The organism is Limosilactobacillus vaginalis (genome assembly GCF_025311515.1).
GTDB lineage: Bacteria > Bacillota > Bacilli > Lactobacillales > Lactobacillaceae > Limosilactobacillus > Limosilactobacillus vaginalis.
Genome location: NZ_CP104399.1, coordinates 1,674,745 through 1,698,560, shown reverse-complemented (window position 1 = coordinate 1,698,560; position 23,816 = coordinate 1,674,745). Strand labels below are relative to the sequence as shown.

21 protein-coding genes and 1 other annotated feature are annotated in these 23,816 nt (G+C 42.5%); of the genes, 9 read left to right on the top strand and 12 right to left on the bottom strand.

The window, feature by feature from the left end:
- Nucleotides 1-2: 2 nt before the first annotated feature.
- Nucleotides 3-317, top strand: a complete 315-nt coding sequence (gene trxA, locus N4627_RS08320) for a thioredoxin (RefSeq protein WP_098044523.1) — start codon at nucleotides 3-5, stop codon at nucleotides 315-317.
- A gap of 91 nt (nucleotides 318-408) precedes the next feature.
- Here trxA and N4627_RS08315 read toward each other — a convergent pair whose 3' ends face one another.
- The 6 genes from N4627_RS08315 to trpX all read right to left on the bottom strand — a co-directional run bounded on the left by N4627_RS08315 (nucleotide 409) and on the right by trpX (nucleotide 5,527).
- The gene (locus tag N4627_RS08315) at nucleotides 409-1,743 is read right to left on the bottom strand and encodes an MATE family efflux transporter (RefSeq protein ID WP_098044524.1); all 1,335 of its coding nucleotides are present in this window, start codon (nucleotides 1,741-1,743) and stop codon (nucleotides 409-411) included.
- Nucleotides 1,744-1,871: 128 nt separating this feature from the next.
- Entirely contained in the window at nucleotides 1,872-2,201 is a 330-nt protein-coding gene (locus N4627_RS08310) for an ArsR/SmtB family transcription factor (RefSeq protein WP_003716514.1), read from the bottom strand.
- Nucleotides 2,202-2,233: 32 nt separating this feature from the next.
- Nucleotides 2,234-2,809 carry a cadmium resistance transporter gene (locus tag N4627_RS08305; RefSeq protein WP_003716515.1) on the bottom strand — a complete coding sequence of 192 codons (576 nt, stop codon included), beginning with the start codon at nucleotides 2,807-2,809 and terminating at the stop codon, nucleotides 2,234-2,236.
- Between the two features lie 75 nt (nucleotides 2,810-2,884).
- Nucleotides 2,885-3,649 carry an ABC transporter ATP-binding protein gene (locus N4627_RS08300; protein ID WP_260964685.1) on the bottom strand — a complete coding sequence of 255 codons (765 nt, stop codon included), beginning with the start codon at nucleotides 3,647-3,649 and terminating at the stop codon, nucleotides 2,885-2,887.
- On the bottom strand, nucleotides 3,642-4,541 hold the full coding sequence (locus N4627_RS08295) for an ABC transporter permease (RefSeq protein ID WP_124031610.1): 900 nt from the start codon (nucleotides 4,539-4,541) through the stop codon (nucleotides 3,642-3,644). Before N4627_RS08295 ends, N4627_RS08300 begins: the two co-directional genes overlap by 8 nt.
- Nucleotides 4,538-5,527 (bottom strand): tryptophan ABC transporter substrate-binding protein, encoded by a 990-nt coding sequence (gene trpX / locus N4627_RS08290; RefSeq protein WP_260964682.1) that lies wholly within the window; start codon nucleotides 5,525-5,527, stop codon nucleotides 4,538-4,540. Before trpX ends, N4627_RS08295 begins: the two co-directional genes overlap by 4 nt.
- Nucleotides 5,528-5,910: 383 nt before the next feature.
- On the opposite strand from trpX, the gene N4627_RS08285 reads away from it, so the two are divergent.
- The 3 genes from N4627_RS08285 (at nucleotide 5,911) to N4627_RS08275 (ending at nucleotide 8,938) form a co-directional block, all read left to right on the top strand.
- The gene (locus N4627_RS08285) at nucleotides 5,911-7,452 is read left to right on the top strand and encodes an ABC-F family ATP-binding cassette domain-containing protein (RefSeq protein WP_040530702.1); all 1,542 of its coding nucleotides are present in this window, start codon (nucleotides 5,911-5,913) and stop codon (nucleotides 7,450-7,452) included.
- 41 nt (nucleotides 7,453-7,493) lie between these two features.
- A complete protein-coding gene (locus N4627_RS08280; protein ID WP_124031607.1) occupies nucleotides 7,494-8,276 on the top strand; it encodes a putative ABC transporter permease in 783 nt (260 codons plus the stop codon).
- Nucleotides 8,277-8,344: 68 nt separating this feature from the next.
- Nucleotides 8,345-8,938 (top strand): glycoside hydrolase family 73 protein, encoded by a 594-nt coding sequence (locus N4627_RS08275; protein WP_003716521.1) that lies wholly within the window; start codon nucleotides 8,345-8,347, stop codon nucleotides 8,936-8,938.
- A 227-nt stretch (nucleotides 8,939-9,165) separates the two neighbouring features.
- On the opposite strand, the gene brnQ is transcribed toward N4627_RS08275, so the two are convergent.
- Together brnQ and N4627_RS08265 are read right to left on the bottom strand one after the other, a co-directional pair.
- A complete protein-coding gene (gene brnQ / locus N4627_RS08270; protein ID WP_260964679.1) occupies nucleotides 9,166-10,545 on the bottom strand; it encodes a branched-chain amino acid transport system II carrier protein in 1,380 nt (459 codons plus the stop codon).
- A gap of 85 nt (nucleotides 10,546-10,630) precedes the next feature.
- Nucleotides 10,631-10,874, bottom strand: a binding site (T-box leader).
- Nucleotides 10,875-10,941: 67 nt separating this feature from the next.
- A complete protein-coding gene (locus tag N4627_RS08265) occupies nucleotides 10,942-12,183 on the bottom strand; it encodes a DUF2325 domain-containing protein (RefSeq protein ID WP_260964677.1) in 1,242 nt (413 codons plus the stop codon).
- A 126-nt stretch (nucleotides 12,184-12,309) separates the two neighbouring features.
- On the opposite strand from N4627_RS08265, the gene N4627_RS08260 reads away from it, so the two are divergent.
- Entirely contained in the window at nucleotides 12,310-13,389 is a 1,080-nt protein-coding gene (locus N4627_RS08260; RefSeq protein WP_260964675.1) for a DHHA1 domain-containing protein, read from the top strand.
- Between the two features lie 82 nt (nucleotides 13,390-13,471).
- On the opposite strand, the gene N4627_RS08255 is transcribed toward N4627_RS08260, so the two are convergent.
- The 3 genes from N4627_RS08255 to N4627_RS08245 form a co-directional block, all read right to left on the bottom strand.
- Complete coding sequence (locus tag N4627_RS08255; protein ID WP_003716525.1) at nucleotides 13,472-14,122, bottom strand: HAD family hydrolase; 651 nt, start codon at nucleotides 14,120-14,122, stop codon at nucleotides 13,472-13,474.
- Nucleotides 14,123-14,265: 143 nt separating this feature from the next.
- Nucleotides 14,266-15,165 carry a proline-specific peptidase family protein gene (locus tag N4627_RS08250; protein ID WP_191911044.1) on the bottom strand — a complete coding sequence of 300 codons (900 nt, stop codon included), beginning with the start codon at nucleotides 15,163-15,165 and terminating at the stop codon, nucleotides 14,266-14,268.
- A 97-nt stretch (nucleotides 15,166-15,262) separates the two neighbouring features.
- Nucleotides 15,263-17,668, bottom strand: a complete 2,406-nt coding sequence (locus tag N4627_RS08245; RefSeq protein ID WP_260964669.1) for a Xaa-Pro dipeptidyl-peptidase — start codon at nucleotides 17,666-17,668, stop codon at nucleotides 15,263-15,265.
- Between the two features lie 765 nt (nucleotides 17,669-18,433).
- Here N4627_RS08245 and N4627_RS08240 point away from each other — a divergent pair.
- The 4 genes from N4627_RS08240 to N4627_RS08225 are packed head-to-tail and all read left to right on the top strand — an operon-like array spanning nucleotide 18,434 to nucleotide 22,221.
- Nucleotides 18,434-19,528 (top strand): ABC transporter ATP-binding protein, encoded by a 1,095-nt coding sequence (locus N4627_RS08240; protein WP_003716529.1) that lies wholly within the window; start codon nucleotides 18,434-18,436, stop codon nucleotides 19,526-19,528.
- Nucleotides 19,528-20,334, top strand: coding sequence for an ABC transporter permease (locus N4627_RS08235; RefSeq protein ID WP_260964666.1), 807 nt, complete (start codon nucleotides 19,528-19,530; stop codon nucleotides 20,332-20,334). The genes N4627_RS08240 and N4627_RS08235 overlap by 1 nt, the downstream gene beginning before the upstream one ends.
- 1 nt (nucleotide 20,335) lies before the next feature.
- Nucleotides 20,336-21,151 (top strand): ABC transporter permease, encoded by an 816-nt coding sequence (locus N4627_RS08230; protein ID WP_003716531.1) that lies wholly within the window; start codon nucleotides 20,336-20,338, stop codon nucleotides 21,149-21,151.
- Nucleotides 21,148-22,221: an ABC transporter substrate-binding protein gene (locus N4627_RS08225; protein ID WP_003716532.1), complete on the top strand. Its 1,074-nt coding sequence runs from the start codon at nucleotides 21,148-21,150 to the stop codon at nucleotides 22,219-22,221. Before N4627_RS08230 ends, N4627_RS08225 begins: the two co-directional genes overlap by 4 nt.
- 200 nt (nucleotides 22,222-22,421) lie before the next feature.
- Here N4627_RS08225 and N4627_RS08220 read toward each other — a convergent pair whose 3' ends face one another.
- On the bottom strand, nucleotides 22,422-23,750 hold the full coding sequence (locus N4627_RS08220) for an APC family permease (RefSeq protein WP_040530710.1): 1,329 nt from the start codon (nucleotides 23,748-23,750) through the stop codon (nucleotides 22,422-22,424).
- Nucleotides 23,751-23,816: the final 66 nt, after the last annotated feature.

Genomic DNA, 23,816 nt, shown 5'->3' with positions numbered 1-23,816 from the left:
CAATGGCAACAGTTGTGACTGACCAGACTTTTGCTGAGTTGACTAGCTCTGCTCCAGTGGTGGTGGTTGACTTCTGGGCTCCCTGGTGTGGCCCCTGCAAGATGATGGCTCCGGCATTGGAAAACCTCGAAAAAAAGTATGCCGGTAAAATTAAGTTTTTGAAGTTGAATGTTGATGATAATAAAGAAATGGCTGCTAAATACAAAGTAATGAGCATCCCAACCCTGATCCTTTTTCGCGATGGCGTTGCTAAAGAAAAGGTAACGGGCTTCTACCCTGAAGCAAAGTTGGATCATTACTTTTCAAGAAAAATCTAAAAAACTTGGGAACGGAAAATTTTTTCCGTCCCCAAGTTTTTTAGTCTTCTTTTTATGGAGAACCAATCGGAAACTTAAAAAGCTTTATTATTCAGCTTTCCTTTCTATCAAAGTGTGGTTCATAGACTTTGTAGAAGATTAGTCCCAAAATCAAAGTTAGCACGTCTGAACATGCTTGAGCAGCTAAGATTCCCGTATAACCAAAGAAATGAGCCAAAATAACGATAGCTAGGCCAAAGATTAACCCTTGACGACTGAATGATAACCAAAAAGCCGGGACAGCCTTTCCCATTGACTGGAAAGCGGTGGTAAATACCAGGATTATCCCAGCTAAAGTAGTTGTTATAGATAACCAGCGAAGCATCAAGGCTCCTTCTTTAACGATTACCGGATCGTTCATAAAGATACGAATTACTTCAGGAGCAAAAATAAGAAGAAGGATTGTTAAGACAATGTTAATTGAAGAAATAACAAATAAATCAAAATGGATAATTTCGTAAAAGCGTTTTTCGTTTCGGGCACCGTAGGCATAACCAATTAATGGTTGGGCACCAAAGGCAAAACCGACCATGATCATAATAATGATTGAATTAGCTTTCATCGCAATCCCCATTGCAGCAACACTATTGGCTCCATATGAAATTAAGTAGCGGTTAGTCATTGCAGTGGCAAAGGAGACCATGATGTTGGTAATTGATGCGGGAATCCCGATGGCGTAGATCTGAAGTTGGTAATGCCGGCTAATTTTCGTTTCATGAATTGAGGTCGTCAGTTTCTTGCTCTTCGTTCTGAGGTAATAGATCATGATAATATCTGCAATTACGCTTGAAGTGACCGTTGCCAGGGCAGAGCCGGCAGCTCCTAATCCACAGGTGAAAATAAAGATCGGGTTTAAGAAGATGTTAATGATTGTTCCAGCCATTGAGGCAATCATTGACTGAATCGCTAGGCCTTCCGTTCGAAGAATATTGGTTGGCGATAAACCAAAGATGATAAATGCCGCTCCCCAAGCAATTACCAGGTAATATTCACGGGCGTACTTCCAGGTACTAGGTGAGGCCCCGAGTAGGTGAAGGATTGGATTTTGAAAGACTAATAGAATGATTGTAACAACAATTCCACAGGCTATTGAGTAATAGAAAGCGTAGCCGGAAACGTTTCTTGCAAGTTGATCCTTACGCTCACCGAAAAGCCGTGAAATTAATGAACTGCCACCAAGACCGAAAATATCACCAATCGCAATCATCAAGGTAAAAATTGGCGCTCCCTGAGATACTCCAGCAACTAGGTCAGGGTTACCAGTCTTAGAAACAAAGAAAGTATCAACCAGATTATAAATAAGCGTTACAGCCATACTTAACACTACCGGTAGTGCAAGAGTAAAATAGGCCTTTTTGATCGAAGTACGCTCAAATAGGTTATTCACAAATAATCCTCCCGTTAAAAATTGTTTAAATTATTAAAGAGACCAAGAATACTCTTAGCCTCTTATTATCTTAAAGGATATTGATATTGTAATGCAAGGAAGCTAGTCCGTCGCGGTTCGCACTCTCTCTAATACAAATTCTTCGGGTGGGGTTCGCCTTTGATTTCGTGTTTAACGTGAGCAATCATGTCATCCGTTAATTCCATAATGTGGGGATCGTCAAGGATGTAGAAAACCCGGGTGCCAGAGCGACGAGAACAGACCAGTTGGTAACGCCGGAGGATTCCGAGTTGTTTGGAAACCACTGGTTGGGCAAGACCAAGATCATTAACAATTGTTTTTACATCAACCTCATCAGTTTGATGACGGAGATAGTAGAGAATTTTGATTCTTGTGCTATTGCTTAATACTTTGTAAATCTTTGCCGCTTCGTTAATTAAAACATCTGGTTGTTCCACAGGTGAAGGCCTCCATCGCTTTTTGGTGAATATTATACCAGACCGCCCCACTGTGCCAAGTGACGGATCAGTCCGCTATCGAAGAAAACATATATTCCGACTCCAATGTAGATAATTTTCATTAGCAGTTCGCTATATTTATCCATGAACCGGGCGACTGGTGATAGTTTACCAATTTCCTTAATCAAAATTACAACGAGAATGGTGAGGGTAAGAATGAAACTTAAGGCCAAGCCAAAATGATTGAGTGAAATTCCCGTGAGGATTGGTAAGAAGATCGAGAGATTACAACCAGAGCAAACTGCAAGGTATGTTATGAGAACGATCAGAATTGGTGATCGAGTGGCTGATTGTTGGTTGGGATCTTCATCGTTATCGTGGAGTGCCATGTAAATTGGCAAAATCCCAAGGAAGCCAAGGAGCCATTCAGGAAAGAAGAGTGCAAGCACCTTTCCAGCAGCAAAACTAGAAGTAACTAGGAGAGCGACCCCAATCATGTAACCGATGATAACGTCTCGCAATGGATATTTATTGACCAGACAAAGCAAGATAAAGAAGAAGTCTAGATTAACGGCAATAAAGGTAACAAAAAGAAGCCAATAATTCATGATTTAAACCTCTAATATTCCAAAAACGATATATTTCATTTTTTAATATATATCATTTTTGGAATATTTACAAGGTTAATCTTCAAAATAGGTGTAGAGTTTGTCAGTGGTGAGCTGTTGTTTTGCTTCGCCCTTAAAGTCGGCTTTAATTTGGCCATTTTTTAGGACAATTAACCGATTACCGTATGTTAAGGCATCTTCTAGGTGATGAGTAATCATCAGAGCTGTCAGGTGATCCTGATTGATCCGCTCATCAGTGGTATGGAGGAGGTTTAAACTCGTATGCGGATCAAGGGCGGCAGTATGTTCGTCCAGTAGGAGAATATCAGGACGTTTAAGGGTTGCCATTAAGAAACTAAGAGCTTGCCGTTGACCACCAGAAAGCGCACCAGTTGCTGTTGTCATCCGGTTTTCAAGCCCGTTATTCATAGTAGCGGCGAGCTTAGTAAAGCGGTCCATGTTTTGCTTGAGCTTACGAAGGACAAGGTGCCGCTTTTCGCCACGCTTTGTAGCAAGTAGCATGTTTTCGGCAACGGTCATTCGGGGAGCTGTTCCAAGTTTAGGGTCCTGAAAGACTCGAGCGAGAAAAGTGGTTCGCTGTTCTTCGGTTGAGCGGGTAATGTCCTTGCCGTTATGAAGGATTTGTCCACTATCAGCATGAAGATTTCCCCCGATGACATTGAAGAGGGTTGACTTACCAGCCCCATTAGTTCCGACGATGGTAATAAAGTCGCCTTCATTAATTTTTAAATTAATTCCTTTAAGAATCGTGGTTTCGTTTGCAGTTCCCTTATTAACAACTGTCTTGACGTCTTTTAATTCTAAAATGGGCTTACTCATGTGGCTGCACTCCCTTCAAGATTGGCTTTTTTAAATTAACAACCTTTTCCAATTGCGGTAGCATCATGCAGATTGCAAGGACAATTGAAGAAATTAAGTTGAGGTCGTTAGCGGAGAAGCCAAGTTGCAATACGGCTAATAGAATTAAGCGATAAATGATTGAACCGAGAGTCACCGCAACGAGTCGCTGGTTAAGAGTAAGGTCACCAAAGGCTACTTCACCGATAATAATTGAAGCTAAGGCAATAACGATGGTCCCAATCCCCATATTAACGTCAGCGTAACCATTACTTTGGGCAACGAGGGCACCACAGAGGGCGACCATCCCGTTGGAAACCATCAAGCCGACATTAATCATTTTGTCAGTATGAATTCCTAACGACTTTGCCATTGTGGGGTTATCCCCGGTTGCGATGAATGCTTGACCATAATCAGTTGCGAGAAAGATCATCATCAGAATAGTTACGATGATAATCACGATTAAGCCGACTGTTACGCTATCAAAGAATTGGGGAAGCTGACGAAGAACGTTACCATTAAAAAGTGTTGGTTTTCCTAATAGTGAGATGTTAGATTTCCCCATGATTCGTAAATCAACGGAGTAAATTGCGGTCATGGTTAGAATTCCGGCTAAGAGACTTGGGATCTTTCCCTTAGTATAAAGAAGACCGGTAATTAAGCCAGCAATCATCCCGGCACCGATCGCTAATAACGTTGCGAAAAACGGGTTAATTCCATTTGCAATGGCAGTAACTGCTGTAGCGGCGCCAAGAGGGAAGGTCCCTTCAACTGTCATATCACAGAAATCAAGGATCCTAAATGTGAGGTAGAGGCCAAGCCCGAGTAATGCCCAGAGCAATCCTTGACCGATAGATGAAACGATTAGATTCATTTGTATACTTCCCCCTTTGTTTGTGCTTCATGTTTGAATTGGGCAGGAATTTGTAAGTGGAGTTTTTGAGCCTGCTTAAGGTTAAGGACTGGTTCACCGCGACGAACGTATTCAATTGGCAAGTTACCAACTTTCTCTCCCTTAAGGACTTTTACGGTCATTTTGGCGCCCATTACACCAAGCTTGTATTGGTTAACACTGTATGTTGCAACGCCACCCTGCTTAACCATGGTGTCAGTAGCAGGGAAGACGGGTTTATTAGCAGCATCCGCATTCTTTACCAATGTCTGCATTGCACCAGCAACCGTATTATCAGTTGGGACAATTACCGCATCTACCTGGCTTACCATTTGTTGAGAAACCTGGTTCAAGTCATTACTGTTTGAAATCGAGTAAGCCTTAAGCTTGATGTTCATCTTCTTACATTCACGGGCGATTTGGTGGTAACCAGTAACACCAGAACTATCATTAGAAGTATAAATTACCCCGAGAGTTTTGAGGTTAGGAACAAATTGCTTAATTAAGGTTAGCTGCTGATGAATTGGTGCCAAATCAGAAACACCGCTAATGTTGCCACCAGGATGCTGGTTGTTTTTCACTAAGCCAGCCCCCTGAGGATTAGAAACACCGCCGAGGATGATTGGTGTCTTAGTAGTAGAATTAGCGAGTGCTTGAGCAGCGGGTGTAGTAATCCCAAAGAGAACCGTTGGATTGTTATTCGTCAATGTATTGGCCATAGTTTTAAGATTACTCTGGTCACCATTGGCGTTCTCATATTCAATTTTAATGTTTTTCCCGTTGTGGTAGCCTTCCTTAGCCAGCTCATCGACGTACCCCTTGTAGATTTGATCTAAGGCAGGGTGGTGCATTAAGGTTAATACCCCGACTTTTGGTACCCGTTGCTTAACAACACCACCGTTTTCGGTGAAAAATGCAATACCGAGAAAGCAAAGCAGCAGGATAATGACTGCAGACATTCTTTTCATAAAGATAGAACTCCTTCCCTAAAGAAAAAACGGGGAACCACATGCAAAGGGCTCTCCGCTTTTGAAAAAAGAAAAGCCTGCATGTAGGATCCATGCAGACTGAATAAATGATCACTTCTCAGCCGGCACAGATGCAATCTGTCATCTCAGGTTGCATCCATGACGAACTCAACCCGAATTACCGGCTTTGCCAAGTATTTAACTTGTTGGTGCGAGACATAATCATTTAACATTCTCCGTTCATTTAAGATTGGTTATAGTTTAGCGAAGGATGATCTGGATGTCAAGGCAAAAATGAGATTCCTTTAATAATCGGTTTGGAGAGAAATTTGATTTGTGTTACCATATTAAGCAGTTTAAACGGAAAAATGAGGAGAGAAGACATGGCAGTATTAGATGTCAAGGGATTGACAATGAGTTATGCGGATAAGCAGCTCTACAATGACGCTAGCTTTCAGCTTGAAAAGCATGAGCATATGGGAATTGTCGGTCAAAACGGTGCTGGTAAAAGTACTTTAATTAAGATCTTGATTGGAAAAGTTCTCCCGGTATCGGGAACGGTAACTTGGGCTAAGAACGTTAAAATTGGTTACCTGGACCAGTACGTTGATATTCCTAAGGGGATGACTTTAATTAAGTTTCTCCATACCGCTTTTGCCGATCTTTATGAAATTAATGACCGGATGAATAAGCTGTACGAAGAATATGCTCAAAAGATGGATGACGAGTTGCTAACTAAGGCTGGCCGACTCCAAGAACAATTGGATGCTCATAATTTCTATGATATTGAGACCGAAGTTGAGCGAGTAATGAATGGGTTAGGATTAACCGAAATCGGGAAAGATCACGTTGTCTCTGAGATGAGTGGTGGTCAGCGTTCCAAAATTATCCTGGCAAAGATGTTACTCGAAAAGCCGGATGTAATCCTGCTTGATGAACCGACTAACTACCTTGATACGGCCCACATTGAGTGGTTGATTGACTACTTGAACGACTTCGATGGGGCAGCAATGATCATCTCTCACGATTACGACTTTTTGGAACAGGTAACGAATACGATCTGTGATGTTGCTTTCGGGAAAATTACTAAATACCGGGGGAGCTTTGAACAGGCAATGCGCCAAAAGGAAGAGCGGAAAGAAACCCAGGAACGGGAATACGAAAAGCAGCAGGTTGTTATTGAAAAGGCTGAACGGTTTATTCGAAAAAATAAGGCGGGATCAAAGTCAACAATGGCTAAGTCACGGGAAAAGATGTTAGCCCGGATGAAGCGGATTGATCCACCGGCAGATAACTTAAAGGCAACTTTTAAGTTTCCGTACGAAAATACCGGATCCGCCAATGCACTTCGGGTCGAAAAACTTTCCGTTGGGTATGGTCATCCATTGTTAGCGCCCGTAACATTTTCAATGACGATGGGAGAAAAGCTTCTGTTCACGGGATTTAATGGTGTTGGGAAATCAACGTTGATTAAGTCAATCCTAAAGAAGATACCTGCACTTGGTGGAACAGCAACTTTTTCACCATCTGCCAAGGTTAACTACTTTGATCAGGATCTTGAATGGGACGATCCATCACTGACCCCATTACAGATGATTCAAAATATGTTCCCAACGATGCAACCGAAAACAATTCGGCAAAAGCTAGCTCGGGCAGGAATTAATGCGGCAAATACAATGAAGCCGTTACACTTACTTTCCGGTGGGGAACAAACGAAGGTTAAGCTGGCTATTTTAGAGTTAACCCCGTCCAACTTTTTGATAATGGACGAACCGACAAACCACCTTGATGATGAAACCAAGGAAGGGTTGAAAACGGCATTGCAAAATTTCCCGGGAAATTTAATTTTAGTTAGTCACGAGCAAAGTTTCTATGAAGGCTGGCTTGATAAGATCCTGAATGTTGAAAAGCTTAGCTTAAAGTAGAAAATATGAGACAATAATTGATGAAGGGAGGATGCCGGACTATGCATTACTCAATTTCAGAAATTATTGTCTTATTTTTTACCTATTCAGTAATTGGCTGGTTATGGGAAACCTTCTATTGTTCGATTAAGGATCATCACTACGCCTACCGTGGCTTCCTTTTCGGCCCATATTGTCCAGTCTATGGGTTTGCTGTTACCACGATTTTAATTACAGCGGAACCCGTTAAAAATAATTTGATTCTCTTATTTATTGTTGGCTTTATCGTTGCTAGTATCTTTGAATATTTTGCGAGTCTCTTTTTGGAGAAAGCTTTTCATATGAAGCTTTGGGATTATTCTAAACTGAAAGGAAACATCCAAGGACGAGTTGCTCCAGAAATATCACTGTTTTGGGGAATCGGTGTTGTTTTCTTAGTTAAGTTCATTCAACCGTTTATCCAGCGAATAATTAATTGGGAAGAAGCACGGACACACGGTTGGCTGGCTGTCATAATCGTTCTTGTAATGGGCACTGATACGGTTTTAACAATGTTCAGTGTCCACCAGCTTCATACATCTACTAAGCAATGGGATAACCGGATTAATCAACGGCTTGAACACTTGCATCAACTGATTCAAGAAGCCAAACCTGCTGAAGAACATCGCTTAAAGCAGCGGCTGGCTAATTGGCGAGCAGAGATTATTGATAGTGAAGATGCAAGACGGTTTAACCAGCACCTTTCTTGGAACCAACGGCGGCTGATTAAGAGCTTCCCAAAGATGAAGGTTACCGATACAAAGCACTTTAATGATGTCAAGAAGGACTTATTAAAGAAGTCTTAAGACCTCTCGCTTTATAATAAATGATTGTTTATAATAAGCGCGAATACTTTAGTTAAAGAGGAATATATATGAAAAAAGAAACCAAAATTATTTCTGCAATTACAATCGTTTTTCTTGTTGTCGTCTTTACGATTTGTGGGTTAACAATTAAAAATAGTCCGTTATCAGGTTACCCACGACAAATTCATGACCAAAACATGACCGTCAAGCAATTTGTTTCCCAGGTTGCACCCGCAGCCCAGCGTGAACAAAAGAAGTATGGAATTCCAGCAAGCATCACGATTGCTCAAGCCGGATTAGAGTCCCAGTGGGGGAATAGTCGGCTCGGCAATAAGTACAACAACTTGTTTGGGATGAAGGCAAGCAAGGGCGAAGATAAGGTTAGAATGTACACGATTGAAAACATTAATGGTAAGCAACGGTACATTCCTCAGTATTTTGCCGTTTACCAAACCTGGGATGATTCAATTAAGGCTCACACTAATATTATTGTTAATGGAACTAAGGATAATCACCACCGTTTCGATGGCGTCCGCACCAATACCAATTACCGAAAAGCCGCTCAAGAACTCCAAAAGAACGGTTACGCCACCGATCCTAACTATGCCAACAAACTCATCTACGCCATCCAAAAGTTTGGACTGGAGAGGTATGACAAATAGAGTGTGAGCCGTGACGAACTAGCAACTGAGCACTAGAAAATCCCGGACGAGGATTGGTTACAATCAAGGACAGGATAGCTAGGCGGAAGTTGCGGTCACGGCGAGCAGCTCTTAGCTATGTAGCCTAGAACAAACACATTCACCATGTAAAAAACTCAGTCCAGAATGATAACATCCTGAACTGAGCTTTTTAGATTTGGAGTTTTTAATTAATGACGATTACTAGATTAATCAACCTCAGTCTTCTTAACGTTAACTTGGTTGTGCCGGAAGAAGTGGAATGCGAGACCAACAACTAAACCAACAAGGGCTGGAACTACCCACGAGAGTCCCATGGAAGCGAGTGGCAACATCTTCCGCACACCAGCTACCCAGAGGCCAAATGAGCTTTGACTTACAACAGCTGGGAAAGCAACGACCATATCACCAAGTGCTGGAACCACAGTTAAGAGGACAACGAAGAAGTAGACAACACCATCACGATGGAAAAGTGGTGAAGCAACAGAAAGGACGATTAGGACCATTGCTAATGGATAAAGGAACATTAACATTGGTGTTGACCAAGCGATGATTTGGTCCAAACCGAAGTTAGCAGTTAAGAATGAAGCGAGACAGCTAAGTGCTAACCAGGTATGGTAGCTAACCTTTGGGAAGTGCTTGTGGAAGTCTTGAGCAAAAGCAGCAACTAAACCAACAGCAGTAGTTAAACAAGTAACAGTTAATAGGAATGCTAAAACAACTTGACCAAATGCACCTGCATAAGCGTTAACTAATTGGTTGAAAGCCACACCGCCATCAGGTGAAACCTTAAAGCGACCAAGTGACATTGCACCAAGGACGATTAGGAGAAGGTAGATGAAACCGATGGCACCAACTGCGAGAACACCAGACTTTGTAACAACCTTTGAAACGGCACCTGGACGACGAACGCCCATCCCCTTAATTGCGGTAACAACAGTAACCCCAAAGGCAAGACCTGCTAGAGCATCCATTGTGTTGTACCCTTCAAGGAAACCATTAGTAACAGCACTGTGAACGTAGGCACTGGTTACTGGTGCACTAGCTGGGTTACCCAACGGATTAGCAAATGCAACAACGAAGACTAAGAATAAAAGTGCCAGGAAGACAGGATTCAAAACCTTACCAACGTTTGAAAGAATGCTGTTTTCCTTGTAAGAAAAGGCAAATGCTAAGACAAAGAATACTGCTGAGAAAAGCAATAGTGACCAGCCTTGAGCAGCTTTTGGAACGAATGGCGCAACCCCAACAGTAAACGAAACGGTTGCTGTCCGGGGAGTCCCGAATAAAGGACCGATGGTAGCGTGAATCAAAACCATGAAGACTAGGGCAAATGCTGCACCAAGTGGCCGACCAACATCGTAAACTCCTTCAGCACGAGTAACAGCGATGGCAAGAACGGAAAGTAACGGGAGTAAGACCCCGGTAACTAAGAAACCAAGAGCAGCTGGGCCCCAATTCGCACCAGCTAACTGGCCAAGGTGAAGCGGGAAAATCAAGTTCCCGGCACCAAAGAATAGCCCAAACAGTAACGAAGCAACAACTAAGTATTGCTTAAATGTTAACTTTTTTGTTGTTAAATCCTGCATAGTTAAATTCCCTCCTAGGATATAAAAAGCATTAAATAATTGCTTTGATCCCAACAAAAAAGTCCCTTAACCAAAATTACTTTGGTTAAGGGACGCTCGAGCGTGGTACCACCCTATCTTCGTATCATCATTACTGATAATACCTTACACGTACGGCCCGGGACTGGGCGATACGCTGGCACGTTAATGGGTGCTACCATTAAGTCTTACTATGAATTAAGACTTAAGCTCGAAAGTGATTTTCGATTAACGTTGAACCTGTCTCCTTCCACCTAACGAGACTCGCTAATGGCTATCGCTAATTTACTCTTCTTTCTCATTGCGATCGAATAATTAAATTGTTGTTTATTATTCTAAATAGTTTTTAATAAAAGTCAACAACTTTTTAGAATTTTTTTATTTTTCCTGGTAATTAGCCATATCTTCGCTTGTTTGTGCATAGGCAGGGTCGCCATTCAAAGCACGCGCAATTGCTCGCTCAACAGCGGTATTTGTTGTTGTATTAGCGATTGCCAATGGCTTTTCATAACGCTTGGCATGGTGGTTTGCTAACTGACTAATGCGGTGATGAATTTTATCAATGCAGACTACAACGAAGTCAGCGTCACGAATTTCCCGTTTCATTTTACTGCTGGAAACCTTATCTTCCATGGAAGCGTCAAGAGCATGATAAATCCCATGGTGCTTATCGACAACTGCCTTTAATTCTTGTGAACGTTCCCGATCGCCAGTAATTAGGAGAACGATTCGTTGCTTCAGATCGTAATCCAGCTTTTTCTCATAATCGTGACGTGGGTGGACGGGCTTCTTAACTTGCTTTGGCTTTGCAGGTTGTTTGGTTGTGTCGAAGTCCTGCTTTTCGTGGATCCAACGAATTGATCCATTTTTGGCGTCCTCAAGACCGTTGCCGTGGTCAAAATAGGCATAGTCAATCACCATTCCAGCTTTAAGACTCCGCACAGGGAACTTAAATGGGTCGATGACGATCGTATTTGCCGAACTTTCATCCAAGATTGAATTACCTTTTAGCGTAGAGCTGATTTGTAAGACATCTGAACCAGGAACGCTGCTTAATTCAGCGTATTCAATCACTTCAATCTTTTCTGGTTTATAACCATCCAAGTGGTCAGCAGTTACTCGGCGAATTGATGGCAGACCACGGACAGTTTGCTGGGGATCAAGTTGAACAATGTCACCGTCTTCAAGTGGAAAGTGAAGTGAATGAATCAATGCTTCGCTGTAATAATGGTGATTGATTTCAGCACCGCTTAATTTTCGGTGAACAAGGTAAAGATCATCCGCTGCTAGTCGCTCTTCTTGAGAAACCTTTTCGACCGTGACTGGTTCAGGAGTGACCGGACGCTTGAGCGAGCTGGTTGTTACCTCGTGTGCCGGACCGGTAAGAAGGGAAGAATGACTTGCTTGCCGAATCCGTGGTGCTGGCCGGGTTGCCTTGCTTTCAGATTGGGAGAATTGCTTTGGTCTCTGGAATGATGTTGATGATTTAGTATCTTCATAGTGATTTAAGATATTAATCACGGTATTTAAACTCTGGAGTGTTTGCCTTAAACTTTGTTGGTCACTGCTGGTATTTTCTAGTAATTCGATCAGCTCATGACGATAATCGTATATTTGCATAGTGCCTTATCCTTTCTAAATGCTTACTAATAATAATCATACCAAGAAGTTCGGAAAGTGTCAGGACATATGAATGAGCTTCTTGGTATAATTGATTAGGATTAAGCAAAGGAAATGGTATTAATCATGGCAAATCAGGTAATTAAAATTTTCTCACACAACGACTTAGACGGCTTTGGAGCACCGCTTTTATTAGAAACGGTTAAAGAGACGATGTTTCCCCATTGTGAATTTGACCTTACCAATTGTGGTGCCGGTCGAATTGATGAAGAATTTGCTAAGTGGTTGCAGACTCCAGAGGCAAGTCGCGCTACTGATGTTTATATTATGGATATGACACCAGATAGTGATTATACATTTAAGCAGCTAAATGCTAATTTTGCTAACCACTGGTTGGTATTTGATCACCACGAAACCGAGGCTGAATTACGGGAACAATATTCGGCTAACAGTATTCGTCCAGCAAACCCGAAAGTAAACCCGAGTGCAACAAGTCTTGTTTGGGATTGGGTAACAAGTCAGCCGCACTTTACTGAATTAAGTGAAGAACGACGACAACAGCTTGAGTATCTTGTAGAACTTATTCGGGCCTACGACACATGGGATTGGCAAAACGATCCAAACATTAGTGAAGAAGAACGAGTTGCTGCTGATAACTTTGACCAATTATTCTGGTTTTATCCTCTACAAGACTCGGCATCATTCGTTGCTAACGTTTTTAGTGTTGGTTGGGAAGAATATTCTAAGCAGAATAAGCTTCTGATTAAGACGCTTAACGAACGTCGGGCAAAGTACCTAAAGAGCCATTTGAAGGATACCTTAATTACAAAGATTGCCGGACATCAATTGGGTCTCGTTTACGCTAACGATTACAAGTCTGAGATCGCCCATGAACTACTGATTCAGCATCCTGATGTCGATGCAGCATTAGTAATTAGCCCAGTCAGTGTTTCACTACGAAGCAACGGGAAACTTGATGTTGCTAAGTTCGCTGAGAAATACTTTAATGGTGGCGGTCATACTGATGCTGCTGGTGGACGACTTACCATCAACCCAATTGAAATTGGTGAACAAGCGGTTGCTGATAATTTAGCCGAAATTATTAAGAATAGCCAGCAAACAACAACGACAAATAACACTGGTACTTTAGCAGACAATCTTGATCCTGAGGTTGCAGCCAAGATGGCACAGTTATTCAAGAAGTAAGCAAGAAAAGCACTAATTTAATAGAGTAAAGAAGGTGACATAACAGAAGCTCTTTATAACCTCTGTTATGTCACCCTTCTTTTTAATCAATCTTCAATAAATCTTGTGGTTCGTGGAGTGGGTAATCAGCGTCTTGAATGTTTTGGGGCTGTGATGATCCATATAGTGCACCAGCAAATTTAATACCAGCATTATGAGCAGCTTTCAGATCGTTGATCGTATCACCAACGTAAACTGAATTTTCAGGACGGGCACCAAGTTTGTCCATCGCCAACAGAATTGGGTCAGGATCTGGTTTATGTTTGCTAGTTAACTCTTCAGTTACGGCAACATCAAAATATTTCGTCCAGTCGTAATCATTGACAAAGTGTTCTTGATAATCTTCGCGAACCTTAGATGTCGCAATTGCTAATTTAGTGTCAGGACGAGCAGCTAATCCCGTAACCATTTCTTTGATTCCGGGGAAGACCGTTACTAAATCTTCACGTTGAAAAGATAGAGCGCGCCATTCAGCGACCATTTCGGGGATGTCTTCTTCTTTGACACCGCCCTGACGTAAAGAATCAGCGCCGGTAATACCGAAGAGCTTTCGCTTGAGAGAATCAACTTGGTCTGCAGGAACATGGTAGCCATGTTTTTCCATTACATCAATCATTGGTGGCATGTATTTCTCATAAGTATTAATGAGTGTTCCATCAATATCAAAAATGAAATTTGTAATTTGGTGTGCCATAAAGTAAACCTCGCAATCTTAAGTATTCCATTCTTATTGTATACCAATTATGGTTAGGAATTAACTAATATCAATATCTGTAATGCAAAGAATAAGAAAAGCCAAGAAAACCAATTCGAATTTTCTCAGCTTCTGAATTATCTTTAGTTTTGTTCGCAATCCCGAATGAAATCAGCGAGATGCTTGTAGTAAACATCTGGATTATCAACCATGTGGTGGTGACCACCGTTTGGCGTGGTAACAAACTTAGCATTTGGGATTAATTCGGCCATCTTTTTCCCGGTAGCGAGTGGCATTGATTCATGTTCACCAAAGGTAATCAGGGTTGGAACCTTAATATTCTTAAGCTGGTTACGGAAATGCCAATCTTTTAGTTTTCCGGTAATTACAAATTCGTTATCACCTTGGAAGGCGTTGTAGACCGCATCGCCACCAAGATCTTTAAGGTGGTAAAGCTTAGAAGGTTGTTTCCGGTCAATGTAGTTTTCGTTCATTACCTGAACATACTCTTGATATTTCGGATTGCTGTAATCATTTTTCGCTTCACAATCCTTCATAAAGTCAACGGCTTCCTTAGAAAGCGTCTTTTCCCGAAGTGCGTTGACGTGTTTAACGTAATCATCAATTTCGTCGACCATGGATGAAATGATGGCACCCTTTAAGTGTTGACCATACTTAACAGCATATTCTTGAACAAGGAGACCGCCCCAGCTTTGACCAATGAGGTAGAAGTTATCAAGTCCTAACTTCTCACGAACTTCATCAACTTCATCTAAGAAATATTCATAGGTTAAGTATTTCTTAGCAATTTCAGGATCTGAGTAGTCGGGCTGATCAGAATAGAGCGAACCCAGTTGATCGTACATTGTAACTTGAACGTTTAGTCCTTGCTTTTTCAGTTGTTCCGCGGCATCTTCCCAGTATTCATGGTTTCCACCAGGGCCACCATGAAGAGCTAACAAGTGAATGTCACCCTCGCCTTGAGTGTTTGTCCACAGGTGATAACCGTTATCTAGGGTAATAATCTTTGTTCCTGTTTGCATTCTCAATCTCTCCTTTGCCTGCATATTAATACAGTATACAGACTATTCTAGCACAGGATAAGCTTACTTGTGAAAAATAAGCGATTGGTGTGGGAAACTAGAGCGTCATTACTCCCGGAATCAACAAGGAACTATCGGCCGTTTTAACAGTATAGGTAATCTCTTCATTACCGCGAAGAGTGGCGCCAAAGTCAGTGCTATAAATAACCAGACCGAGGCGGTGACCTTTAAGCAGGTGATGAAAAAGCGGTTGAAGCTCAAAGTGAACTTTCACAAACTGGTTTGCTGCTAAATCATCGACTTGACTGGCACTGTGACGATTTTGCAAATTAATATGACCGTCAGCGATTATCTTGTAGTCACTAGTCTTTGGCTGCAACCGGAATTCACGGAGATCGTCACTTGCCCAGTGGAAACCTAGTTGGAGACCATTTCGATTCATCAAAACCGGAGAAATCGTTAATCGTTTAGCAGTGCCCAAATCAACTAATTGAGCACTAAGCATCCCGTGATCAGCCGAAGAAGCAACGGTAACGGTAACTTCAGGAGTCCCCCGAAGCAAAAGATCTTTTTCTGCTGGTGCTGTCGTTAATTTGTAGGAGAACTTTCCGTGATCCTTAATTAATGAATTTTGCCAGTCATTAATATTGTGGCACCACTTTTCAAAGGTTTCAGCAGTTTGGTGATCGTTAAAACGATATTCCGAAGAAAGTTTCGGATCATTAGCGGATAATTCCGTTTTATTAAAGTAGAGTCTTCTTTCGTTTCCGGCAGTCCACTCATCATATTTCCACCAAGTTTCGGGTTGCGTATTATCCTGGACTAGCACTTTTGGCAGAGTTTTATCAGCGTGGTTGTCCTTTCCCCACAGTTTGTTGGCTAGCCACAAGTTAACCATTTCGGAAAAGTCGAGGGATTGGAAGGCGTTGATATAGATGTGCTGACCTTGGTGTAAGACTAGCTTGCTGGTTACGGGAAGCTTTTGTAATTCGTCATAGAGCGCCTTAACGTTGCTTGGTTTAACGTTAGTATCGTTTAGACCGTGAACCATCATGACGGCCGCTTTAATATTTTTGATCGCTGGTCGGTAGTTACGGTTGGCCCAGAATTGATTGTAGTTTCCGGTTTTCCGGTCCATTGCCTGTGCAAGTCCAGCAATATATTTATCATTAGTTTTCTTAATTCGCTGGTAGTCAGCTGGCCGCTTTGTTCGACTGAAGGTTTCATCAGCCAGAACATCAGCATCTTCACCCTGGAAACCACCTGGAGCACGAACTAAACCATTTTCTCGGTAGTAGTCGTACCATGACGAGATTGCCGCTTCACTAATAATTGCTTTTAATCCGGGAACGCCAGTCGTCGCAACAGCAGTAGCTAGGGTTCCAAGGTAGGATCGCCCAGTCATTGCAACGTTACCGTTACACCACCAGGCTTTGATTTTAATCCCGCTATGCCGATCTGTAAACGCAATCCGATCACCATGAAGCCATTCAACAACTGCCTTCATTGAGTCAGTCTGTTCAGGCGAACCACATGTTTGCAGACCGTCAGAATCTTTAGTTCCAATTCCTGCAGAGTAGATAATTGCATAACCGCGAGCTGCTAGGTAATTATTTAGGGTGTAAGCCGGTGTTTCCGCAAAACTTTCTGTGGCACGTTTGCTTTCACCCTTGATCTTGCGATGGGTGAATTGCTTTGGAAAGGTTGGTTCGGCAGGAGCGTTTTCTCCAGCAACTTTATGGGTTAGCGGATGATTAACATGGTGGGTTACCTTTTCTCCCCACTCATCATTAGTTCCCTGATTGTATGGACTAGCGGTAAAGACAGCTGGCACCTTTAAGCCGTTGTTGCTATCGACTGGCCTGAGGATTTCGACTTTAACGAGATCGGCTTTGCCATCGTAATCGGTATCCATATCAGTCTCAACATAAACTACTTCACGGATAAACTTGGCCGGATCAAAAGAAGCAAGTGGTTTGCCATTAAAGTACAGCGGCTTTTTATATGCCGGTAACTGGTATGACCAGGCGAGAAAGCCTTCGCTCGTTAGCTGATCAATAAATGACTGACCATTCTTGTTGCGGGTGTTGAGAAGAAGGTAAAAGGCTTCTAGGACATCTAGCGTTGACCAGCTAGTGTGTTGGACAAACGGAAGACCAATGTGCGCCCAGTCTTCAAGGGGATGGTTAAGATCAAAGTCAACTTCTGGCTCAAAATGAAGGAGTTGAAGAGCAACTAAGTAAAAAACATCAGTCGTTAGTGACCGATCGTGTTCAAGCCACTCATCAATTGCCAGAGTTGGTGTAGCAAGCAGATCGTGGAGCCATTGACGAACCGCAATTGGCTGCTCGCTTGCCATGTGAGTACGAGCAAGGAGAGTAAGCCACATTTGCGTTGGATCCAGCTCCGTTGCTTCATTAGCTCTCAGTAAATGGAGCATCTTTAATTCACGTAATTTCTGTTCAGAACTTGTCTTAGTAATACTAAATTGGTTAATTTTCATAAAGAGCACCTCGTTGTGATAGAGTGTGAGCAGGCAAAGAAGGCCCGTAAGACAACAATTTCTCCCGACTGGATGCTGAAAGCATCTGGGAGGGAGTTTGTTGTCTATAGGGACTTCCCTGCGAACACGTTTTAACTTAGCTGCAGTAGAACGTCATCTAGGCGGAAGTTGCGGTCACGGCGAGCACGTTTGATAGAGTGTGACCTCGCAAAGAACTCGCGGAAAGCTAACGATTTCTCCGGGGAGTGGTGTCTTGCACCACTTCTCGGAGGTCGTTAGCTCTAGCGAGTTCCGAAGGAACACGTTTTGGCTTAGCTGCAGTAGAAACTTTAACTCTTGAATATGTTGCAATAAAGTTTATCTATATCATCCTACTGCAACATAGCCTAAACGCGTTCAGTCTAAGCTTCCTCAAGATAAAGTTCTACCATTACAAAGTCAAGATCTGTTCGCCAGGGACTTGCTAGAGCCAGCAACCTCCTTCCGCAGTAGCTGACTGAACTTTATATCCCAACAAGTTGGTTATAAAGTCCTAGTCAGCCTTGCGAGGGTTCACAGACGAAAACAAGTTTTCTGGTTCACCGCTTAGGCGCAAGTCGCCTTCGTCAGGAGAAATTGCTGGCTTTCCGCAAGTCCTCTGCTGGCTCACACTCTTCATTATAAATCCAAATTGTCATTGCATTGTAACTACCGAGAAAATAAATAAAGAGTATAATTAATTGGCTAACTATGGACGATGAAGCAAATAAACAGTGAGGGAAGATTATGGCAAAAAATATCTTGGAATTTAAACATGTTGGTAAACGTTACGATGATAATGTTGTTCTTCGTGACATTGATTTTGAGGTTGAAGCAGGGAAATTTTATACTCTGCTTGGACCATCTGGTTCTGGGAAAACAACTATTCTGCGGATCATTGCCGGGTTTGATCAAGCTAGCAGCGGTGAAATCCTTTTTGATGGGCAGTCAATTAATAACGTACCTGCAAACAAACGACAAGTGAATACTGTTTTTCAAGATTATGCTTTATTCCCGCACATGAATGTTGCTGAAAATGTAGCATTTGGTTTGCAAATTAAAGGAGTAAAAAAGACGGCGATCCAGCAACGGGTAAAAGAAGCCCTGCATCTTGTGCGGCTGGATGGCTATGGTAATCGGGAAATTACTGCAATGTCTGGTGGTCAGCGTCAACGGGTAGCGATCGCCCGAGCAATTGTTAACCGCCCGAAAGTTCTCCTGCTTGATGAGGCCTTATCAGCCCTTGATCACAAATTGCGGGTCGACATGCAGCGAGAATTGCGTCAGTTACAGCGGCAATTGGGGATTACCTTTATCTTTGTCACCCATGATCAGGAAGAAGCGTTAGCGATGAGCGACCAAATCATGATTATTAATGATGGCAAGATCCAGCAAACGGGAACTCCAGTGGATATTTATGATGAACCGTTAAACCATTTCGTTGCTGATTTCATTGGCGAAAGCAATATCATTCCTGGAGTAATGAAGAAGGACTATGTTGTAAATATTAATGGTCAGGACTTTGAGTGCGTAGATGCCGGGATGAAGCCTAACGAAAAGGTTGAAGTTGTAATTCGCCCGGAAGATTTGGACATCACCACAGTTGATCAGGGGAAATTAAAGGCGATGGTTGATACGCAGCTTTTTAGGGGAGTTGATTACCAAATTACCGCTCACGATCAGCGAAACCATGAATGGAAGATTAATTCAATCCATAAAACAAGAGTCGGGGCACAAGTAGGCTTAACGTTTGATCCCGAAGATATTCACGTAATGCGGTACAACGAGTCCGAAGAAGACTTTGATGCTCGTCTTGATAGCTACGAGGAGGATGAGAATTAATGCGGCAAAAAGTAATGTTCATCGTTCCCTATGCTTTATGGATCATCCTCTTTGTGGTTGCCCCGTTAGCACTGATTTTTTATCAATCATTTTTTGATATTAATAGCCATTTCACACTTGCTAATTACCAGGATTACCTAACATCGCCAACATACTTAAAGATGACCCTGAATTCCGTTTGGTACGCGGCTCTAATTACAGTAGTGACCCTCGTGATTAGCTATCCGACTGCTTATGTCCTTACTCAACTGCAGAATCGTCAATTCTGGTTGTTAATTGTCATTTTGCCGACATGGATTAACCTTTTGCTGAAGACATATGCATTCATTGGTCTTTTTTCGCGAACCGGGTCGATTAACCAATTTTTACGGTTTGTTGGTTTGGGAAGTCATCAACTGCTTTTCACTGACGCTAGTTTTATGTTCGTTGCGGCATACATTGAAATTCCGTTTATGGTTTTACCAATCTATAATGCATTAATCGAAATTAATCCCTCATTGTTAAATGCTAGCAAGGATCTCGGGGCGACTTCTTGGCAGACGTTCCGGCGAATTGTTTTTCCATTATCAATGCCAGGAGTAAAGGCTGGAATCCAAGCCGTCTTTATCCCTTCGCTCTCCCTTTTCATGATCACTCGGTTAATCGGTGGTAACCGGGTAATTACTTTAGGGACCGCAATTGAAGAGCACTTCTTAACGACCCAAAACTGGGGGATGGGATCAACGATTGGGGTTGTCTTGATCCTGGCAATGTTTATTGTAATGTTTGTTACTGGTGATACGCGTGAGAAAGGAGGTCAGCGTTAAGATGAAGCAAAAAGTTGCGTGGGGCAAGCTGTATTTAGGATTAGTATTCATTATCCTTTATGCACCGATCCTCTATTTAATGATCTTTTCTTTTAGTTCTGGAAAAACGATGGAACATTACCACGGCTTTTCCCTTCAACACTATGCCGACTTATTTGCGGATTCCCGGATGATTACGATCGTGATCAATACAGTATTGGTTGCGGTATTGTCGTCTTTAATTGCGACAATCATCGGCACACTTGGGGCGTTGGCGATTAAAGAAACGCGGGGAACTTGGCGGAATAGTTTGTTGTCATTGAATAATGTCTTAATGGTTTCTCCAGATGTCATTATTGGGGCAAGTTTTTTGATCTTTTTCACTGTCCTTGGCATTCGCCTGGGATTTGTTTCAGTGCTTTTAAGCCATATTGCGTTTTCAATTCCGATTGTGGTTTTGATGGTGTTGCCAAAGATTAATGAATTGTCGCCAACTTTGGTTGATGCTGCCTATGACCTTGGTGCATCACGGTGGCAAGCATTATCCCGGGTGATCTTACCAGCAATTTCACCAGGAATTATGGCGGGCTATTTTATGGCTCTGACTTATTCGCTCGATGACTTTGCGGTTACCTTCTTTGTTACCGGAAATGGTTTTTCAACGTTATCAGTAGAGATTTATTCTCGGGCACGTCAGGGGGTTAATCTTGAAATTAATGCTTTATCAACCTTAATGTTCATTGTTTCCTTAGCATTAGTAATTGGGTATTACTTTGTTAGTAAACATGCAGGTCGTCGTCAACGAGTTGTTACGGTTAAAGAGGGGGATGCTCAATGAAAAAACTCTGGAGCGCCCTTCTGGGGATTATCGCACTATGCTGTTTGCTAGCATTGGGCGATTACTTCATGAACCGGCAGAATAATGGTAGTGGTGGAAAGACAGTGACCGTTTATAACTGGGGAGATTATATTGACCCAGCACTGATCAAAAAGTTTGAACGGCAAACAGGCTACCATGTTGACTACGAAACCTTTGACAGTAATGAATCAATGTTAACGAAGATCCGGCAAGGCGGGACAAACTACGATGTTGTAGTCCCGAGTGAGTATACGGTTCAACGGATGAAAAAAGAACACCTTTTAGCGCCATTGGATCATCGGAAGCTCAGCAATCTGCGCTATATTGACGCCCGTTTTCTTAATCAGGATTTTGATCCAGGAAATCAATATTCAGTTCCGTATTTTTGGGGAACGTTAGGAATCATCTATAATGATCAAAAAATTACCGGGCAAGAGGTGCAACACTGGGAACAGCTTTGGAGCCCACGACTAAAGAATAATTTATTATTAATTGATAGCGCACGGGATGTATTTGCGGTGGCATTAATTACTCAAGGAAAGTCAGTTAATACGACAAATTATTCGCAATTAAAGCAAGCTCAACACCACCTGCAAGCTTTAACGCCAAACGTAAAGGCAATTATCGCGGATGAGATGAAAATGTATATGGAACAGGACGAAGCAGCTGTCGGGGTAACTTATTCCGGGGATGCTCGGGAGATGATGAGTGTTAACCATCACTTACACTATGTTGTTCCTAGTGAGGGGAGCAATATTTGGTTTGATAATATGGTAATTCCTAAGTCAGCGAAGAATAAGCAGGCTGCTTACCAGTTCATTAACTTTATGCTTCAACCAGAAAATGCAGCTAAGAACGCTGAATACGTTGGTTACGCGACCCCTAACCGCGCTGCAAAGAAACTATTGCCACGGTCTGTTACTGATGATCAGCAATTCTACCCGCCAGAATCAACAATGGAACACCTGCAAACGTATAAGGATCTTCCTCGACGTGTTCTAGGTGAGTATAATGATTTGTTTTTGGAGTTTAAGATGTTTAAGAAGTAAAGATGGATCTTTACCGCGATTAGGCTATGTAAATTGAAAACTAGATCGATAAAGGCCGAGAAAAGTTGTTTGCTTTTCTCGGCCTTTATTAGGGGTGTAGGTTTATTTGACAGGTTCTATTGCGACAGAGTCAAGATCTGCTCGCCAGGAACTATCTTCAGTTCTAGACAACATAGTCAAGATCTGCTCGCACTCTTCTATTACATTCTCTTTGCATCCATCCTTTTGACGGCATAGAAGATTGGAAGACCGACGATGACGATTCCGATGAAGAGAAGGACACCGGCAGGGTCGTTGAAGACTTCACTGACAAGAACGAAGATTCCACCGGCAATTGCAATAATTGGTACAAGTGGGTAGAGCGGGGTGCTGAAAGGACGAGGCTCCTTGTTCTTCTTTCTTAAAATGAAAATTCCGAAAAATGCTAAAAGGTAGAAGCAGTAAACTGTGAAGACACAAAGATCCGAGAGGTGGTCAGGATCAAAGAAAAACATCATCACGGTTGCAAGAGCCACGATAAATAATGTGGCAACGACTGGCGACTTTCCCTTTGGTGTAACGAACGAGAGAAAGCGCGAGAATGGAAGATCGCCACGACGCGCCATTGCGTAAACGATCCGGGGGAAGGTAATCATCTTCCCGTTAAGCGTTCCCATCATCGAGATAATAATTCCGGCCGAGAGAAGCTTCCCGCCAATAGCACCAAATGCCTTCGTTGCTAAGTAGGCAGTGGCGTTCTCGCCAAGGCGGTGGATTAAGTTAGCTGGCAGGAACTTGAGGATTCCAATAGTGATTAAAGTGTAGATTACTAAAACAGCGGTAATTCCCAAGATAATTGCCTTTGGTAGCAACTTTTGTGGGTTCTTCATTTCACCACCAAGGTTAGCGATTAGGATCCAACCATCGTAACCGAAGAGGGTGGCTAAAACTGCAACACCAAAGCCGCCAGTAGCGTGTTGAACTTCGGTAACGGTTTGACCAAATGCATGTTGGTTACCAAAAAAGAGACCGAAGATAATAATTGCTGCGATTGGAATCATTTTCCCTGCCGTTGTAATAATGGCAAAGATCGCACCAACCTTGTTTTCAAAAAGGTTCATCACACCGATTGCTAGAACGGTGATGACAGCCAGTGGAATTCGCCATTCAGTACCAAGACCAAAGAAATTGGCCATTAAGATACTCATAAACCCGGCAACTGAAGCGATGATTGCGGGACCATAGACGATTACTTGCATCCATCCGGCAAGGAAGCCAAAAATCCGGCCATAAAGATTTTCAATGTAGACGTAAAGACCACCAGTGTATGGCATTTGAGCCCCAATTTCAGCGACAGTTAAACCACCAGTTAGGGTAATAATCCCACCAAACACCCAGGCGGCGATGGCTAAAGTTGATGAACCGGCACTGTCAAGAACGGAACCCTGTTTGAAAAAGATCCCTGAACCAATAATTGTCCCCACGACAATCGAGATTGCCGACCAAAAACCTAACGACCGTTTTAAATCTTCTTTTGGTTGATTATTCATCGCCATTCCTCCAATTCAAAATCGGCATAATAAAAACCGGGTCCACGCTTAATCATCTGGAAAGTG

Bases quoted from the DNA above. Each gene is read 5' to 3' on its own strand.
- trxA (WP_098044523.1), top strand. From the start codon at position 3: ATGGCAACAGTTGTGACTGACCAGACTTTTGCTGAGTTGACTAGCTCT.
- N4627_RS08305 (WP_003716515.1), bottom strand. From the start codon at position 2,809: ATGAATTATTGGCTTCTTTTTGTTACCTTTATTGCCGTTAATCTAGAC.
- N4627_RS08300 (WP_260964685.1), bottom strand. From the start codon at position 3,649: ATGAGTAAGCCCATTTTAGAATTAAAAGACGTCAAGACAGTTGTTAAT.
- N4627_RS08295 (WP_124031610.1), bottom strand. From the start codon at position 4,541: ATGAATCTAATCGTTTCATCTATCGGTCAAGGATTGCTCTGGGCATTA.
- trpX (WP_260964682.1), bottom strand. From the start codon at position 5,527: ATGAAAAGAATGTCTGCAGTCATTATCCTGCTGCTTTGCTTTCTCGGT.
- N4627_RS08285 (WP_040530702.1), top strand. From the start codon at position 5,911: ATGGCAGTATTAGATGTCAAGGGATTGACAATGAGTTATGCGGATAAG.
- N4627_RS08280 (WP_124031607.1), top strand. From the start codon at position 7,494: ATGCATTACTCAATTTCAGAAATTATTGTCTTATTTTTTACCTATTCA.
- N4627_RS08275 (WP_003716521.1), top strand. From the start codon at position 8,345: ATGAAAAAAGAAACCAAAATTATTTCTGCAATTACAATCGTTTTTCTT.
- brnQ (WP_260964679.1), bottom strand. From the start codon at position 10,545: ATGCAGGATTTAACAACAAAAAAGTTAACATTTAAGCAATACTTAGTT.
- N4627_RS08265 (WP_260964677.1), bottom strand. From the start codon at position 12,183: ATGCAAATATACGATTATCGTCATGAGCTGATCGAATTACTAGAAAAT.
- N4627_RS08260 (WP_260964675.1), top strand. From the start codon at position 12,310: ATGGCAAATCAGGTAATTAAAATTTTCTCACACAACGACTTAGACGGC.
- N4627_RS08255 (WP_003716525.1), bottom strand. From the start codon at position 14,122: ATGGCACACCAAATTACAAATTTCATTTTTGATATTGATGGAACACTC.
- N4627_RS08250 (WP_191911044.1), bottom strand. From the start codon at position 15,165: ATGCAAACAGGAACAAAGATTATTACCCTAGATAACGGTTATCACCTG.
- N4627_RS08245 (WP_260964669.1), bottom strand. From the start codon at position 17,668: ATGAAAATTAACCAATTTAGTATTACTAAGACAAGTTCTGAACAGAAA.
- N4627_RS08240 (WP_003716529.1), top strand. From the start codon at position 18,434: ATGGCAAAAAATATCTTGGAATTTAAACATGTTGGTAAACGTTACGAT.
- N4627_RS08235 (WP_260964666.1), top strand. From the start codon at position 19,528: ATGCGGCAAAAAGTAATGTTCATCGTTCCCTATGCTTTATGGATCATC.
- N4627_RS08230 (WP_003716531.1), top strand. From the start codon at position 20,336: ATGAAGCAAAAAGTTGCGTGGGGCAAGCTGTATTTAGGATTAGTATTC.
- N4627_RS08225 (WP_003716532.1), top strand. From the start codon at position 21,148: ATGAAAAAACTCTGGAGCGCCCTTCTGGGGATTATCGCACTATGCTGT.
- N4627_RS08220 (WP_040530710.1), bottom strand. From the start codon at position 23,750: ATGAATAATCAACCAAAAGAAGATTTAAAACGGTCGTTAGGTTTTTGG.